The sequence below is a fragment of the Bradyrhizobium sp. dw_78 genome (assembly GCF_018449525.1).
Taxonomy (GTDB): domain Bacteria; phylum Pseudomonadota; class Alphaproteobacteria; order Rhizobiales; family Xanthobacteraceae; genus Bradyrhizobium.
The window spans coordinates 1-15,527 of the sequence record NZ_JAAVUS010000001.1; the positions used below are offsets into that span (position 1 = coordinate 1).

Annotated in this window: 13 protein-coding genes; 9 read left to right on the forward strand and 4 right to left on the reverse strand. The window is 60.6% G+C overall.

Going from position 1 to position 15,527, the window contains the following annotated elements; genetic code table 11:
* The first annotated feature begins 302 nt into the window (after positions 1-302).
* Positions 303-446 (forward strand): hypothetical protein, encoded by a 144-nt coding sequence (locus HB630_RS00005; protein ID WP_213769323.1) that lies wholly within the window; start codon positions 303-305, stop codon positions 444-446.
* 40 nt (positions 447-486) lie between these two features.
* Here the strand turns inward: HB630_RS00005 and HB630_RS28580 are convergent, their stop codons facing one another.
* From HB630_RS28580 to HB630_RS00015, 3 genes are all read right to left on the reverse strand, one after another.
* The gene (locus HB630_RS28580) at positions 487-618 is read right to left on the reverse strand and encodes a hypothetical protein (protein WP_276571573.1); all 132 of its coding nucleotides are present in this window, start codon (positions 616-618) and stop codon (positions 487-489) included.
* 73 nt (positions 619-691) lie between these two features.
* A complete protein-coding gene (locus HB630_RS00010) occupies positions 692-1,342 on the reverse strand; it encodes an autotransporter outer membrane beta-barrel domain-containing protein (protein ID WP_213769324.1) in 651 nt (216 codons plus the stop codon).
* Positions 1,315-2,709: an ice-binding family protein gene (locus HB630_RS00015; RefSeq protein ID WP_213769325.1), complete on the reverse strand. Its 1,395-nt coding sequence runs from the start codon at positions 2,707-2,709 to the stop codon at positions 1,315-1,317. The genes HB630_RS00010 and HB630_RS00015 overlap by 28 nt, the downstream gene beginning before the upstream one ends.
* A gap of 863 nt (positions 2,710-3,572) precedes the next feature.
* On the opposite strand from HB630_RS00015, the gene HB630_RS00020 reads away from it, so the two are divergent.
* The 6 genes from HB630_RS00020 (at position 3,573) to HB630_RS00045 (ending at position 9,330) form a co-directional block, all read left to right on the forward strand.
* The gene (locus tag HB630_RS00020; RefSeq protein WP_213769326.1) at positions 3,573-3,779 is read left to right on the forward strand and encodes a hypothetical protein; all 207 of its coding nucleotides are present in this window, start codon (positions 3,573-3,575) and stop codon (positions 3,777-3,779) included.
* 611 nt (positions 3,780-4,390) lie between these two features.
* Positions 4,391-5,656: a cytochrome P450 gene (locus HB630_RS00025; protein WP_213769327.1), complete on the forward strand. Its 1,266-nt coding sequence runs from the start codon at positions 4,391-4,393 to the stop codon at positions 5,654-5,656.
* Between the two features lie 19 nt (positions 5,657-5,675).
* Entirely contained in the window at positions 5,676-5,870 is a 195-nt protein-coding gene (locus HB630_RS00030; RefSeq protein ID WP_213769328.1) for a ferredoxin, read from the forward strand.
* Between the two features lie 665 nt (positions 5,871-6,535).
* Positions 6,536-7,636: an ABC transporter substrate-binding protein gene (locus tag HB630_RS00035; RefSeq protein ID WP_213769329.1), complete on the forward strand. Its 1,101-nt coding sequence runs from the start codon at positions 6,536-6,538 to the stop codon at positions 7,634-7,636.
* A gap of 72 nt (positions 7,637-7,708) precedes the next feature.
* Positions 7,709-8,551, forward strand: a complete 843-nt coding sequence (locus HB630_RS00040) for an ABC transporter ATP-binding protein (protein ID WP_213769330.1) — start codon at positions 7,709-7,711, stop codon at positions 8,549-8,551.
* On the forward strand, positions 8,548-9,330 hold the full coding sequence (locus HB630_RS00045) for an ABC transporter permease (RefSeq protein ID WP_213769331.1): 783 nt from the start codon (positions 8,548-8,550) through the stop codon (positions 9,328-9,330). Before HB630_RS00040 ends, HB630_RS00045 begins: the two co-directional genes overlap by 4 nt.
* 69 nt (positions 9,331-9,399) lie before the next feature.
* Here HB630_RS00045 and HB630_RS00050 read toward each other — a convergent pair whose 3' ends face one another.
* Positions 9,400-11,754 (reverse strand): mechanosensitive ion channel domain-containing protein, encoded by a 2,355-nt coding sequence (locus HB630_RS00050; RefSeq protein ID WP_213769332.1) that lies wholly within the window; start codon positions 11,752-11,754, stop codon positions 9,400-9,402.
* Between the two features lie 547 nt (positions 11,755-12,301).
* Between HB630_RS00050 and boxC the strand changes: the two genes are divergently transcribed.
* Together boxC and boxB are read left to right on the forward strand one after the other, a co-directional pair.
* On the forward strand, positions 12,302-13,990 hold the full coding sequence (boxC, locus tag HB630_RS00055) for a 2,3-epoxybenzoyl-CoA dihydrolase (protein WP_213769333.1): 1,689 nt from the start codon (positions 12,302-12,304) through the stop codon (positions 13,988-13,990).
* A 76-nt stretch (positions 13,991-14,066) separates the two neighbouring features.
* Positions 14,067-15,512, forward strand: coding sequence for a benzoyl-CoA 2,3-epoxidase subunit BoxB (boxB, locus tag HB630_RS00060; protein ID WP_213769334.1), 1,446 nt, complete (start codon positions 14,067-14,069; stop codon positions 15,510-15,512).
* Positions 15,513-15,527: the final 15 nt, after the last annotated feature.

Sequence of the window (15,527 nt, forward strand, 5' to 3'; positions counted from 1 at the left end):
TCGCGCCCTTCGGCAGGGGAACGGGCTGATCAAACGGACGATCCCAGGACACGACGCAGCACTCCGCGGCAGAACCCGCATTTAAATCCGGTCCCGCAGGATTGGTTCCTGGCTAACGTCGGCGGATTCCATGAGAGCCGGCTGGGACGGGAAATCGTTTCGGTGCAAGGAACGATAGGATCGGACGGACGTCGTACTATCGTCGCCGAATGTTCTTCTCAGGTTGGTTCGGTGGCACTCAGCACGGCTCCGGTGTATGCGTGGATAACGCCGGGGCCGTTTGGTTAGTCCGATCAACGAATATGAGCCAATTCGATAGCGGCAGCCGTAACAAGCAAAAAGACCGCCCGAAAACGGTCTTCGTGCAGATTGGCGAGACGGTCGAGGATCAAACTACGGCGAATGCAACGACCGCGCGCAGGATCGTTGCTCCGAACAAACAATGAGAGAGCACGATGAGACCTCGACCTGGAGGATCTCGCATAGTCACCGCGCAGCGCGCACCAAAAGGGTTTCTTGCGGCGGGCCGCTCGAATCGGTAGGCGGAACCGCCAGCGCGAACGCTGCCACCAGCACAATAATCGAACTAACAATGATCGCGAGAAATTTATATTCCATTAGCTATCAACGACGTTCTGTTGATCCCGTTCCGCAGGCTCTTTCAACCGGCCAAATGCAGCGCCGTTTCCATTCACCAACTATAGCGCACCCGTGCGGACCCGATATAAGTCTGGGAATGCTGGCTCAGTTCAGAGTCGAACTTACCAGCGAGCGATATCCCGTTCCTTAAACTGACCTCCGCAACGGCCGAGGCGAGCAATAAGTCACGCGTCGGTGGAGCGCCCGTCTCAGTCCAACTCGATCCGGGTAGCGATTGGAAGCTGGGGGTGTAGTCCAGGTTGGACCAATCGTCGTGCGCCCAGGCGGCGCGGCTGCGCAGCGACAGAATCGCACCGTCGTCCAGCGCGAACGGCCAGTCGAACCAGGCGCCGAGCTCGGATCGGATCACGGTCGTGGTGTGGGCGTCGTAAGTCAGCGCGAAGGCCGACGAACCGGAGACGGCGGTCTCACTGTAGGACGGCGTGTGGAGGGCCTGCATCTGCAATGCAGCGTAAGGCGTGAGCCCGAACCCCGTCAGGTCGAGAACGCCCGGAAGGGCGAACCGATAACCGCCCTCGATCCGGCCGCCGATGTTGTTGGCGGAGAAGTCCGCCGTCAGTTGGTCGAAGCCCGCCACGGTCACTATCCGGTCTGTCGACGCCTGATGCCAACCATAGGCGAGTGCCGCCGATAGATAGGCCGCATTGACACGCGTCAGACCATAGATGGCCGCCTGGAACATGTCGCTGTGTCCATTGCCCAAGGCATGGCCAAACCAAAATTGGTGCCGCCGCCTCCCAGCGCAAAGCCGACGATCGTGCGGGGCGCGACGCGGTAGTCGAGGCCGGTCGCGAAGCCGTAGGCTCGCGCCGTCAGATCGTGACTTCCGGCGGCAGCATCGCCGTTTAAATTGCTTTGGCCTCCATAGCCCGCGGCCCAGATATTCCAGCGGCGCGGATCGACCACGGCCTGGTTCAGCGCCTTGTAGTACAGCGCAGGCCGGGGCAGCGGACTCTCCGGCGCGAAGCCGCGGTACTCCGCATAAGGATTGGTCACCAGCGACAGGAACGAGTTCATCGCCTGCACACCGGCCTGGGCGAAGCCTGTGCCGGCCTCTCCCTGGATTTGCGTCAGCGCGTTCGCCAGATTCCCAGGCGACAGGTTGAAGAGGCCCAGAAACCCGAGAGGCAATGCGCCGCCTCTGGCGACGAAGGTATCAATAGCCGTCGCCACGGCGCGTTGACTGTCATTGGCCACGGACGGCAGCATGGACGCGATGAGCGGGACACCAGTAGGACCGAGGATAACGCCGCCGCCGCCACTGCCACCACCCATACCAATACCGGCTGCGGCGATGAGATCACACAGGGCAATCGTATTGGTATCCAATGCCACGGCGCCGGTGCTTGACCAGGCGGCACCGCAGGTGATCCTGGCGCCGGTATTCAGCGTGATGCTGGCATTGGCCAGGATGTCACCGACGAAGGATGTTGTGGTGCCGAGCGTCGCGGAACTGCCGACTCTCCAAAATACATTGCCGCCTTGCGCGCCGTTGATCAGGTTGACCACAGAAGCGTTGGCGGTGGTCAGCGCGGTCCCGATGTTGAAGATAAAGACCGCGTTGGGGTTGCCGAGGCCGTTGAGGGTAAGAGCTCCCGTCAGCTGAGCCGCTGAGGCAAAACTATAGACGCCCGGTGTAAGCGTCAGGCCGCCGAGATTCTGACCCGTCAGGTTCGCCGTGGTCGGCCGGCTCGCCAGAATATTATAGGCATTCGTCAGGTCGACCTGAGCCTGGTTCGCGATCGCGTCGCTGATATGGATCGTCGCTCCCGGCCCGGTCAAGAAACCAGGGGGAAATCCGACGATCGCGCTGCCCGGGCTGAGGCCGAGATTACCAGGGTCCGCGGCGGTTCCGCTGAGGACAGTGGCGCCGACATTCGTGACCGTCGAGCCGCCCAGCACTGCGAAGCTCCCGACGGTACCCAGGTTGGGCGCCTGCGCATGAACGGAAGATGCCGGGGCGAGCATTGTCAGGCCGAGGACTGCAGAAGCGACGATCGAACACCAAAACGGACGCCGATGCACAACAGTCGGACATACAGCACCCATCGCCCCCTCCTCGCTCACGCCGAGGACGGGAGAGCGATAAAGCTCACGCCACCCCGCTTCCAAGTCAGATGTCTGTTAGACAAACCGCGATCTGCGGCTGAACTGATCGACAAACGAGAAAATAAAGATTTAGCCCCGCCGGATGTGAAACATCGGTCACCCCAAATCCGGATCGAACAATCAGTATGTTATAAATTTGCCGCCGCTATGTCTGAGCAATACTGAACACCTTTGCTAATTTAGTTGTGCGGCCTGCGTCATGATCGAAGTTTTTGGGGTAACGCGAGCGCGATGCCGAGAGAAACAGCCTTGCCCGGATCGACCTTGGGTGTGCAAAAACCAGCGATGCTGCTGTCTTTCAGCAACGGCTAATTTGAGATCAGAATAGGCGCCAGCGTGCATGTTTTCGGCGAACGCCTCCGTTACTTCGCTTCTTCTGAAACGAAGAGAGGTAACGAAGAAGTTTGCATCAGCATGGGTAGAGAGCCAAATGGTTAAAAGACCACTGTTAACCCGAATGACACAAACTGATCATATGGCGCAGACTACCTGGCTGCCCGGCGCGCTGTAATCCGGCATCGGGGCGTCCGGGAAGATGTGGAACGGAACACGGCGATCGGGCGAATGTTCGCCTCGAAGCAGTCGTGGGGTACAATTCAGAGTGTGACCGGCTGCAGCCATGCGACCATCGCGAAGATTGCCAAGCGCTTAAAGCAGGTTGCCTGACGCAGGCGATCGATCCGATCGTCAGGTCATTGCTGTCTTACGATCCAGAAACCATTCCAGCTGTCGCTTCGTCCCGCTAACGAATTAGAAAATTGCCTCGGCCACATTCGGGCCGGGATAAAGACGGGAGAACGATCATGAATAGCAACGCAGTTCTGGAAAATGTACGCCGGTATCGCGCGACCGCTTCGCTGTACCGCCAGGCAGCGGCGTTTCGTCCGCGACAGAGCTGGTCCTTGCTGGAGCAAGCGAGGGAATGGGAGAGTTTGGCGGTTGCTGAGATCGAAGCCTATTTCGCGGCACGGAGCAATTTAGCTCAATCACTGGCTTCAGCTTTTTCCTAGTCGCCCACGATAAGATAGTCCGCGTTAGTGAAAATCGGGTGAGATCTCGACCACTCGAATCCTTATGAGAGGTTATCCAATTTTTTAAGCTCGTCTCGCCATCGGTACCACATTCCCTCCATTCCCTGGCACCAGGGGGCACGACTGCCGCCCTCTCGACCGAAAACATCGCGGCGCAGCCTGTTGCCAGCGTCGGATCGCACCTCGCGGCCCGTCCGCCGGCCATCTCGAGCGTCGCGTTCCTTGATGTCGGCCTGAACGGCCGATCGCACGGTAGGGACCGGCCCCGTAGTCTGCGCCGCGACTTCTCCGTTCTGGCGAGGCGACGGATTCTTGTGCTGCTTTCTTGGCCTGGTCGAAGGTTAGAGTCCCGTCGGCTGGCTTGTCATTGGCGGGCAATACCAATGGGCGCCTGCTTGTAGTTGGCGCCTTCGCGATGATGGCGCCAGCGGACGGCTTCTCGGCAGCTGCTCGCCCTTCATCGGGTGAACTCTCACCAGGTGGCCAAGAATTTCCTCTTCACGTAACATGAAACATGTCATATATATGGACCGTCGCCGGCGCTTGGGGCGCGGGGAGACGAGGGGCGTGATCCGTCGATGGGGAGCGAGATGGCGGTACCAGCAAATGTCGGTTCGTCAGACCAGCAGGCAGGCGCCGTAGCGGGCTGCCCTTTTCACCACGGTGCCGCGTCGGCCTATCCGATGCCGCGGGATTATCCGCTCGATCCGCCACCCCCGCTTGCCGACTTGCGAAAAGACCAGCCCATTTCGCGAGTCCGGCTGTGGAACGGGCAGGAAGCCTGGCTTGCGACGCGATATGACGATGTTCGTGCGTTGCTGACGGATCCTCGCGTCAGCGCGGATACCACCCGGCCTGACTTTCCCGGTCATAGTCCCGGAATGTCATTGGTGCGCAGCCGCTACCGCACCTTCATGTCGATGGATCCGCCCGACCACACGCTGCACCGGCGCATGCTGACCGCGGAATTTACCGTGAGGCGGATAGATCAGCTTCGCACCAGGATACAGGAAATCGTCGACCAGCGTATCGAGGCCATGCTCGACAAAGGGCCGCCGGCCGAACTGGTCGAAGACCTGGCCCTGGCGTTGCCGTCGCTCATCATCTGCGATCTCCTTGGGATACCTTATGAAGATCAGGATTTTTTTCAGAGCCGTGCGGCGATTATCGCGTCCTCAAACACGTCTCCCGAAAAAGCCGCGGAGGTCACCCGGGAATTGTGTGACGGCTATCTCGGCGATCTGATCGATCGCAAGAGCGCCGATCCGCAGGACGATCTCTTGAGCAGGGTGATCGTCGCTCAATTCCGCTCCGGCAATCTCGACCGTCACGGCCTCATCAGCGTCGCCCGACAGTTGCTGGTTGCCGGACACGAGACATCCGCCAATACGATCGCGATGGGCGTCCTGGCTTTGCTGGAACATCCTGACCAGCTCAAGGCGCTAAAGGATGATCCATCCTTGCTTAACGGCGCGGTCGAGGAAATCCTTCGCTATGTGGATGTCGCCCATGCGGGACGCCGGCGAATAGCGCTTGCCGACATCGAAATCGGTGGCTGCCTGATCCGCAAGGGCGACGGGATCATCGCGCATAATCCTTCCGCAAACCGCGATGCCCGGGCATTCGATGATCCCGATCGTTTCGACATCCGGCGCGACGCACGCCACCATGTCGCCTTTGGATTCGGTGTCCATCAATGCCTCGGCCAGCCGCTGGCCCGCGCGGAACTGCAGGCCGTGTTTGGAACGCTGTTCAAGCGGATACCGGCGCTTCGTCTCGCCGTTCCTGTCTCCGCACTCAAGTTCAAGGACGACATGTTCGTTTACGGGGTCGATAGCCTGCCGATCGCATGGTGAGTTTCGTCGGGAAAAATGCATGAAAGTTTTGATCGATCAGGCAAAATGCTGCGGGGCCGGACAATGTGTCCTGGTTGCGTCTGCTGTGTTCGACCAGCGTGAGGAAGACGGCGTCGTTTTCCTCCTGAATCCGGAGCCGCCACCCGAGCAATTTGAGGCCGTGCGGCAGGCGCAGAGGATATGTCCCGCGCTGGCCATTGAAGTTCAGGACTGACAGGTTTGAATGGCGTTGTCTTTGGCTTGGTCGCCGGCTTGGCGGTGAGCAAAACCTGACGCCGATAAGTGTGAGAGCGAGCGCCGTTGAGCGGGCTTACTTGCCGTGTGTGCCGGCACCGTGTGATTTCCGGAGATCCTCGCATCACGAGCCCTATCGGTTCTGATTGAATCAGAACCGGATTCTCATATTTGTTTTGACGCGTTTTCTTCGCGCGGATCGCAAGTCGGCACTCAGCCGCGCATGCTTGGCGAGTATCGCTTTCATTCTTCAGCAAAGCCGCTGCTGCTTTTCGGAGCCCTGTGCCCGCAAACAGGGCGCAGCAATCCGTCCGTGATTTTCCCGGCGCGCCCGGCAACCGGTCCCCCGGTACCGAACCGGGCTCGTTATCCATTCCGTTTCAGCGGCGGTGCCGGAATTTGCCTGTGGCATGCTTCTTGCTGAAACGTGACATGAAACATTTAACGTGGTCCGGTGCTCTTGCTACGGGCCGAAAGGCGAAAAGCGGGACGCGTCGACAGGCTACGGGATCAGCAAACCAGCGGAATTTGCGGAGGGTGGTCGCAAACCCTGCGATGGAGTCGAGCTTGGCGTCTTCATGATCGAACGAAAATGGAAGCGACAAAAGCATGGTCGTCCGACGCGGCACTAAAGGGGAAGTCAGTATGATAGAGGCTAATGTGAATACGCGCTGGTTCGGTCGCTATCGGGCGGCTGTTGCGTGCCTGGCGGCGATGTTTCTCGTGACGCCGGCCGCAAAGGCGGAATCGGTCAAGCTTGGCCAGCCGGCCGCCACCACGCTGACCTTCGGGCCGATATTCGCGGCCATGCAGCTTGGATATTTCAAGGAAGAGAACATCGACCTTGAAATTCTGGACTTTAGCGGCAGCTCGACATTGCTGCCGCTGATCGCCAACAAGACGATTACCTTTGGCTTCCCGGGATCCGATCCGCTGATCGTCTCCCGCCAGCCCGGCCGCGATCCGCTGCCGATGAAGTTTGTTTACAACGCCGCGCGGCGCAACATCTGGCAATTCATCGTTCCGGAGAACAGTCCGCTCAAGACCATCGCCGATCTGCGCGGAAAGACGATCGGTGTCGCCGCCCTGGGTAACGCTACCGTGCAGATGACAACGGCGATGCTGAAGGAAATCGGCCTCACGGCCGGCAAGGACTACTCCTTTCAGACCATCGGGATGGGACCCTCGGCCTTTCGCGCGACATTAACCGGACAGGTCGACACCTATAACACCTACGACACCAACATTGCGGCGTTTGCGGCGACCGGGGCCGAGCTGCGCAGCCTGCCGCAGCCGGACAAGTTCCGTAATTTGTTCTCGAACGGCTTCATCGCTCATCTCGACACCATCGCGCAGCGGCCGGATCTCATCATCGGGTTCGGCCGCGCCGTGACAAAGGGGATTCTGACCTGTGAGGTGAATCCCGATTTTTGCGTGCGCAACTACTATAAAATGCGGCCCAATCTGAAGCCGTCCGGCGTAAGCGATGAAGAGGCGGTCGCCATCGGAAAACGGATTCTCGAGTCCCGGATGGAAAGCTATCTGGCCTTTCCAGAAGGCGCGCCGAGGCGCTTTGGCGAATATTCCGAGCAAGATTGGAAAAATCACATTGAAATTCTGTACGAGGGCGGAGTCGTGACGACAAAGGATATCGATCCGTCAACGCTGTACACCAACGCTTTCGTCGACCAGATCAACAATTTCAACGTCAAGGAAGTCCAGGACCGGGCAAGGCAACTCAAGTGAAAGGCAGCTCAACTGATGCCGTCGCGTCAGTTGTTCTTGATGGAAGCATAAGTCGAATGCGGAGAGCATGAGATGTTTCAACGCCGCGCGCGCGAGCTAAGAATAGAGCCCGATGTCGCAAACACCGAGGCCGGTCTCCACCATAAAGATAACGTGCTGGAGGCGGAGCATCTTTCCGTCGTATATCAATCCAGCCGTGGGCCACAGCGGGCAGTCGACGACCTCTCGCTGTCGATCCGGGCCGGTGAATTTGTTTCCATCCTGGGGCCTTCCGGTTGCGGAAAATCCACCTTTCTCAACGTTGTCGCCGGCCTTTTGCAGCCGTCGAGCGGCGGCGTGAAAGTGCTGGGCGAAACGGTCGCTTCCCCGCGCGCCGATGTTGGTGTCGTCTTTCAGAAGCCGACACTGCTGCCCTGGGCGACGGTGCTGGAGAATGTCCTGATTCCGGTTCGGGCACTGCGCCAGGACGTTGCCGCGGCGAGGCCGAGAGCGCAGGAACTATTGGCGCTCGTCGGCCTGCAGGCGTTTGCCCATCATTATCCGGATGAACTTTCGGGAGGCATGCAGCAGCGCGTCGGTATCGCGCGGGCGCTGATCCGGGACCCGGCGATCCTGCTGATGGACGAGCCGTTCGCCGCTCTTGATGCCATGACGCGCGAACGCATGTCGATCGAGTTGCAGGATATCTGGACCGCGAGACGGAAGACGGTGCTGTTCATCACCCATAGCATTCCAGAGGCGGTGTTCCTGTCGGACCGCGTTCTGGTCATGACCCCGTCACCGGGCCGGCTGCATGCTGAAATCATCATCGATCTGCCGCGTCTGCGGTCGCTCGATTCCATGTCGTCGCCGGCGTTTGGAGCCATATGCGGAAAGATCCGCCGAATGTTCAACGACCAGGTAAAAGCGCCATGAGAAACCGGATATCTTCCGTGATCTATCCGCTCTGCACCTTTGTCGTGCTGGTGGCGGTATGGCAATTGTCGATCGAGCTTCTGGGCGTTCCTGATTATATTCTGCCTCGCCCTCTCGCGGTGCTGGCGTGTCTCAAGGCGGGTTATATCGACGGCGAGTTCTGGCCTCACTTCGCCTTTACCTTGTCGTCGACGCTGATCGGATATGTACTCGGCTGCTCGGTCGCGATCGTGATCGGAGCGGTTCTCGCGGAGTCGCGGACCTTCGAGAAGAGTTTTTATCCCTTCATCGTTGCCCTGCAATCGATGCCGAAGGTCGCGCTCGCGCCGCTGATCATCGTCTGGTTCGGCTATGGCATATGGTCGAAGATCGCGATGGTGGCGCTGATGTGCTTTTTCCCGCTTTTTGTGAATACGGTCGCGGGAATTCGTCAAACCGATCCGGCGCTGCTGAACATGATGAAGGCATTCTCCGCGCCCGGATGGATGACTTTCCAGCGGGTCAAGCTGTTCGCGGCGGCCGGGCATATTTTCGCCGGCTTGCAGATAGCGGTCGTGTTGAGCCTGATCGGAGCCGTGGTTGGAGAGTTCGTGGCCTCGAGCGAGGGGCTGGGCTGGCTTATCCAGTCGTCGCTCTCCAATTTCGATACGGCGCAAATGTTCGCGGCCTTGTTCAGCCTGGTGATGATCGGACTGATCGGAACGACGGCGATCCAGGTTTTGCATCGACGGCTTATTTTCTGGGACGGCAATAAACGCATCGCGGCGCCGGCGGAGTAACGCGATTTCAACAAGGCGATAGTGCTTCTGCCGGACGTCGCGTCGTACACCGTCGATTTCGTGCTTCGTTCAGCCGCGGGCGGCCGAAGAGCGCCGTTGCGGTTCGTCTGCCGCCTCGTCCGCCTCCGGCTGCTGAGCGGGCAGATTCTGCACGACGACGGTCGTTTGTGAGGGCTGGGCGATCTCGATGCCGAGTTCCTGAAAGCGCTTCTTCATGCGCCGGTAGAATTCGCGCTGGACCGGCCAGCGTCCGGCATCGGTGCAGACGATCTGGCCAACGATGGTCGCCATCGTGGCGTCCACCTTGTCGACGCCCCAGAGATCGAGGTCGCTGCGAATCAGCGGTTTGAACTCGGGATCCTTCCGGATCTCTGCGGCGATCTCCTTCAGCACCGTGCCGACCTGGTCGGTGTCCTCCTTGTAGGCCACGTTGACGCTGACCGAGGCGTTGCCGATGCCCCGGTTGGTATTGGTGACGCTCGTGACCGAGCTGAACGGAACGATGTGAATGGAGCCATCGCCCGCCCGCAGTCGGATGGTGCGGATCGACAGGTTTTCGACCACGCCCGACAGTCCGGACACGGAGACGGTCTCGCCCACCTGCATCGCGTTCTCCAGCAGCAGGAACAGTCCGGTGATGACGTCCTGCACCAGCTTCTGCGAGCCGAAACCGATGGCGATGCCGATGATCCCGGCGCCGGCCAGCAGCGGCGCGATGTTGACGCCAATTTCGCTCAGCGCGGTGAGCGCCACGATCGTGACGATGATCGACAACAGGGCGGTCCGCGCCATCGGCAGGAAGGTTCGCAGGCGGGCGGCGCGCGCATAGCGTCCGTCGCGCGAAAGCTGCGTGAGATGCTGATCGATCGCGGCATTGATCGCCTCCCAGATCGCCAGCGCGACGGCCCCGGCAATGCCGATCGTGACCACGGCGGAAAGCAGGCGCCCGCCGATCTGATCGCTGGAGAACCATGCGGTCGCGTCGATGCCCCAGACCTCGAGCAGAGCAATCACGGTAATGACGGCGATCATCCCGGAGACTATCCGGCGCAGCGCCGGAAAATAGCGGTTGGCGCGGGCCTCGAGGCCGGGAAACTGGCGCAGGAACTCCGGGCTGATCCGGAAAAGACGATCCAGCGCCGTCATCATCGCGATCGACACCAGCCGCGCAATCACCAGGACGGCGATCCCGGCGAAGAAGTACCGCAGCAACAAAGCATAGCCGTTCTGCACCCGGAACGCCCACACCGCCCACAGCGCCAGGTCGAGGATGATCGCCAGGATGTGCCAGACATCGGCGAGGCGGTTACGCATCACGGCGAACAGCCCATGCTCGGCCTTTGGCGAACGGATCAGCTCGGCGACGTTGCGGCGGCATTGCAGGATGATGATGACGAGGAACAGATGGGCGATCAGCATCACCAGCCGGATGGCGGCCGCATAGGCCGGCCGGTAGAGGCCGAGCAGCAATGCGATGTTGGCCGTCGCGACGCCGAAGATCGTGACGGCGACGATCCGCCGCCACCAGATGTCGAGATAGGCCGCGGTTTCGTCGCGAATGACGAAAAGGCTTGGCTGGCTCGATGCCGGCGAGATCACCGCGGCGGTGACATAGGTAATGGTGCTGTAGAGGACATAGGCATTGACCATGGCCAGAATCACCACGCGCGGCGTCGCCGCCCGGCCAAGGTCTGTTGCCAGCAGGAGATTGCCGATCGCGGCAAAGCAGATCACCGGCAGCAGGTCCAGGAACAACCGAGCGAGCACGAAGGGCAGCCGCAGCACGAGCTGCCACGCGTAAGCCAGGCTTGCGTGCCACCGGCGCACTTGCTGCGCGTCGGCCACAGATACAGCTCCGTCAGCGGGAGGCGGTTGCAGATCGTCGGCTTGACGTCCACGGTACGGAACGTAGCGGTCGACGGCAGCCAATGGACGGCGCACCACGCGACGAATGATCCATTCGGCGACGAACGCGCAGAAGATCACCAGTGCCAGCCGCCACGCCGTGTCGATCAGCGTCTGGCGCGCGAACGGATTGGTCGTCAGCTGGACCAGCCAGTGCCAGATCATCGGAAAATCCGACACGGTGCGCGCGGCGCCGGCGAGCTGGTCCGATACGTCGCCGAACCAGTCCGAAACCTGCACCAGAAGCTGCACCCCGAGATTGTCGTTCGGCGCGATCGATGCTGCTGCCGGCGCCGTCGCGATGGGTTGCGATGCCTTGGCGATCGTCTGCAAGGTCTGGATCAATTGCGCGCGCTTGCCGTCATCCTGCAGGATGTCGAGAACCTGCTGCGCCTGCGCAGGCGTTGTCGCCGCATCGGGCTGCGTCGGGGAACCATACACCTCCTGCGCGCTCGCCGGATGAACCGCCAGCAGACAAACATACGCAACCAGAATGAATCTCAGGCTTGTCTTCAGCATGAACGCAGCGAAGCCTCATTGTTGTTGGAGAGGCTTAATCTGCAACGAACGTGCGGCCATAGTTTGACGTCCGGATGGTAGGTGTTCCGATCCTCGCCGGAACATCAACATCGGCGTCATGGACTCGTCACGAATGAAGAGTGCGAAGCTGATCGAATCCGCGCGCGTATCGTCAGGGCGCGAGCGCCGCGACGGCTTCGCGTGATGGCGCGACGGACGCGCGATATGTTTTCGATGTTCCGGTGCGGAAGCCGCGAACATTCGTTGGGCAGAACGCGGATGCCGAGCGATCATTGCAGCCCATCCGCGGCGGATGCTTCACCTGAAACCGCAGGCCGGAAAAGTCCATCGTTTTAAGTGGCCTTGCGCCGAACCTGACCTAGTTGGGCCTTCGGTGCGGCTGGATGGGAGATCCTCCCATGCCGGGCTGCCGGCTCGCCTGAATATGAACGAAAGTGCATTTTATTGGGTGGTTAAGGCTAGACTCCCATCCGAATTCATGCATAATAATTCATAATCTGGGGAGTTAGAAACGTAGAGGGCACCAATGGCCGGTGAAGACCGCGTCCTCGCGGGCGGCGCGAAATACATCGATTTTCAGACCGATCCGTCGCGCTATCGGCACTGGAAGCTCGGCGTGGACGGCGATGTCGCCACGCTGACGATGGATGTCGACGAGAATGGTGGGCTGTTCGAAGGCTATCAGCTCAAGCTGAATTCCTACGATCTCGGCGTCGATATCGAATTGGCCGATGCCGTGCAGCGGCTCCGTTTCGAATATCCCGATGTTAAAGTGGTGGTGCTGCGGTCGGCCAAGAACCGCGTGTTCTGCGCCGGCGCCAATATCCGGATGCTGGCCGGCTCGACCCATGCCCACAAGGTCAATTTCTGCAAATTCACCAACGAGACCCGCAACGGCCTGGAAGATTCCAGCGAGAATTCCGGACAGCGCTTCATTACCGTCGTCAATGGCACGGCGGCCGGCGGCGGCTATGAACTCGCGCTCGCGACCGACCATATCATCCTGGCGGACGATGGCGCGGCCGCCGTGGCGCTGCCGGAAGTGCCGTTGCTGGCGGTGCTGCCGGGCACCGGCGGCCTGACCCGCGTGGTCGACAAGCGCAAGGTGCGCCGCGACCACGCCGATTATTTCTGCACCATCGAAGAAGGCATCAAGGGCAAGCGCGCGGTGCAATGGCGGCTGGTCGATGAGATCGCACCCAACAGCAGGCTGGAGGCCAGGATCGCCGAGCGCACCAAGGAATTCGCCGCTGCCTCGAAACGTTCCGGCAGCGGCACGGGCATCGCCCTGACGCCGCTCGACCGCAGCATCGGCGAGAACAGCATCCGTTACGGCTTCGTCAGCGTCGATATCGATCGCGCCGAGCGCATCGCGACCATTTCGATTCGGGCGCCGGAAACGCCGCCGCCTGCGGATATCGACGGCCTGATCGCGCGGGGCGCCTCGTTCTGGCCGTTGCAGGTCGCGCGCGAGCTGGACGACGCGATCCTGCATCTGCGCATCAACGAACTCGAGATCGCGATGCTGGTGTTCAAGTCGCATGGCGACCGCGCTGATGTCGTTGCCCATGACGCCTTTCTCGATACCCATAAGGCGCATTGGCTGGTCAACGAGATCAGGCAGTATTGGAAGCGTGTGCTGAAGCGGATCGATGTCACCTCGCGCACGCTGGTCGCGCTGGTCGAGCCGGGCTCGTGCTTCGTCGGCACGCTGGCCGAGCTCGTGTTCGCGGCCGACCGCTCCTACATGCTGATCGGCCAGAAGCAGGGCGACAACCGTCCGCCGCCCACAATCGAACTGACCGCGATGAATTTCGGGCCCTATCCGATGAGCCACGGCCTGACGCGATTACAATCGCGCTTTCAGGCCGACCCGTCCGACCTGGAGCGCGCGCAGGCCAGGATCGGCGAGGCGATCGATGCGGAGCAGGCCGAACAACTCGGCCTCCTTACCTTCGCGCTCGACGACATCGATTGGGACGACGAGGTGAGGGTGTTCCTTGAGGAGCGCACCAGCTTTTCGCCCGACGGGCTCACCGGCATGGAAGCGAATTTGCGCTTCGTCGGACCCGAGACGATGGAATCGAAAATTTTCTCGCGCCTGACGGCGTGGCAGAACTGGATCTTCCAGCGCCCCAACGCGGTCGGCGAAAACGGCGCGCTGCGCCGCTACGGCAGCGGCGAGAGGCCGCTATTCGATATGACGAGGGTCTAAAACGAATAGGGAATAGCGAGCAGCGAGTGGGTGTTTTCTTATCCATTTGCGGCTCGTCCCAACAGGGAGCAACGCCATGAATCTCATGAATGTCGACTACAGCACCAAGATTCCCAACAACGTGAATCTCAGCGAGGATCGCCAGGTGCTGAAGGCCCTGGAAGGCTGGCATCCCGGTTATATCGACTGGTGGAACGACATGGGGCCGGACGGCTTCCAAGAATCGCTGGTTTATCTGCGGACGGCGATCAGCGTCGATCCGAAAGGCTGGGCCAAGTTCGACTATGTGAAAATGCCGGACTATCGTTGGGGCGTGCTGCTCGCGCCGCAGGACGAAAACCGCAAGGTCAATTTCGGCCAACATCTCGGCGAGAAGGCCTGGCAGGAAGTGCCCGGCGAATACCGTGCCATGTTGCGCCGCCTTGTCGTGGTGCAGGGCGACACCGAGCCGGCCTCGGTCGAGCAGCAGCGCCATCTCGGCAAGACCGCGCCCTCGCTCTACGACATGCGTAACCTGTTCCAGGTCAATGTCGAGGAAGGCCGTCATCTCTGGGCAATGGTCTATCTGCTGCAGAAATATTTCGGCCGTGATGGCCGCGAAGAGGCCGATGAATTGTTGCGCCGCCGCTCCGGCGATGCGGACAGTCCGCGTATGCTGGGGGCGTTCAACGAGGCGACGCCGGACTGGCTGTCTTTCTTCATGTTCACCTTCTTCACCGACCGCGACGGCAAGATGCAGCTCGAAAGCCTGGCCCAGTCCGGCTTCGATCCGCTGTCGCGCACCTGCCGCTTCATGCTGACCGAAGAGGCGCACCACATGTTCGTCGGCGAAACCGGCGTCGGCCGCGTGTTGCAGCGGACCTGCGAGGCGATGAAGGCCGCCGGGATCGAGGACGCGAACGAGATCGAACGGGTGAGGGCGCTCGGCGTCGTCGATCTTCCGACCGTCCAGAAGAAGATGAACCTGCATTATTCGCTGTCGCTGGACCTGTTCGGTTCGGAAGTATCGACCAACGCCGCCAATTTCTACAATGCCGGGCTCAAGGGCCGCTTCCAGGAAACCAGGATCACCGACGATCATCGGCTGACCAACGATATCTATAAAGTGCTGAAGCTGGTCGACGGCAAGATCACGTTGGTCGACGAGCCGGCGCTGACCGCGCTCAACATGCGTCTGCGCGACGACTACACGGAGGACTGTGCCAAGGGCGTCGAGCGCTGGAACAAGATCATCGAAAAGGCCGGCGTCAATTTCCGCCTGGCTCTGCCCCACACCGCCTTCCACCGCCAGATCGGCGAGTTCAAGGACGTGCAGGCGACACCGGCGGGCGTCATCGTTAGCGATGCCGAATGGGCAAGGAAGCGCGGCGAGTATCTGCCGTCTGAATCGGACGGTTCTTTCATCGAGTCGCTGATGAAGCCCGTGAGCGAAGCCGGCAAATTCGCTAATTGGATCGCGCCGCCCAAGCTCGGTATCGACAACAAATCCGGCGACTTCGAATATGTGAAGATCGCAGCCTAGCGAACGAGCGACCGA

Excerpts from the sequence above, each read along its gene's own strand:
- HB630_RS28580 (WP_276571573.1), bottom strand. The coding sequence starts at position 618 with ATGGAATATAAATTTCTCGCGATCATTGTTAGTTCGATTATTGTGCTG.
- HB630_RS00050 (WP_213769332.1), bottom strand. The coding sequence starts at position 11,754 with ATGCTGAAGACAAGCCTGAGATTCATTCTGGTTGCGTATGTTTGTCTG.
- boxC (WP_213769333.1), top strand. The coding sequence starts at position 12,302 with ATGGCCGGTGAAGACCGCGTCCTCGCGGGCGGCGCGAAATACATCGAT.
- HB630_RS00020 (WP_213769326.1), top strand. The coding sequence starts at position 3,573 with ATGAATAGCAACGCAGTTCTGGAAAATGTACGCCGGTATCGCGCGACC.
- HB630_RS00015 (WP_213769325.1), bottom strand. The coding sequence starts at position 2,709 with ATGGGTGCTGTATGTCCGACTGTTGTGCATCGGCGTCCGTTTTGGTGT.
- HB630_RS00005 (WP_213769323.1), top strand. The coding sequence starts at position 303 with ATGAGCCAATTCGATAGCGGCAGCCGTAACAAGCAAAAAGACCGCCCG.
- HB630_RS00040 (WP_213769330.1), top strand. The coding sequence starts at position 7,709 with ATGTTTCAACGCCGCGCGCGCGAGCTAAGAATAGAGCCCGATGTCGCA.
- HB630_RS00025 (WP_213769327.1), top strand. The coding sequence starts at position 4,391 with ATGGCGGTACCAGCAAATGTCGGTTCGTCAGACCAGCAGGCAGGCGCC.
- HB630_RS00045 (WP_213769331.1), top strand. The coding sequence starts at position 8,548 with ATGAGAAACCGGATATCTTCCGTGATCTATCCGCTCTGCACCTTTGTC.
- boxB (WP_213769334.1), top strand. The coding sequence starts at position 14,067 with ATGAATCTCATGAATGTCGACTACAGCACCAAGATTCCCAACAACGTG.
- HB630_RS00035 (WP_213769329.1), top strand. The coding sequence starts at position 6,536 with ATGATAGAGGCTAATGTGAATACGCGCTGGTTCGGTCGCTATCGGGCG.
- HB630_RS00030 (WP_213769328.1), top strand. The coding sequence starts at position 5,676 with ATGAAAGTTTTGATCGATCAGGCAAAATGCTGCGGGGCCGGACAATGT.
- HB630_RS00010 (WP_213769324.1), bottom strand. The coding sequence starts at position 1,342 with ATGTTCCAGGCGGCCATCTATGGTCTGACGCGTGTCAATGCGGCCTAT.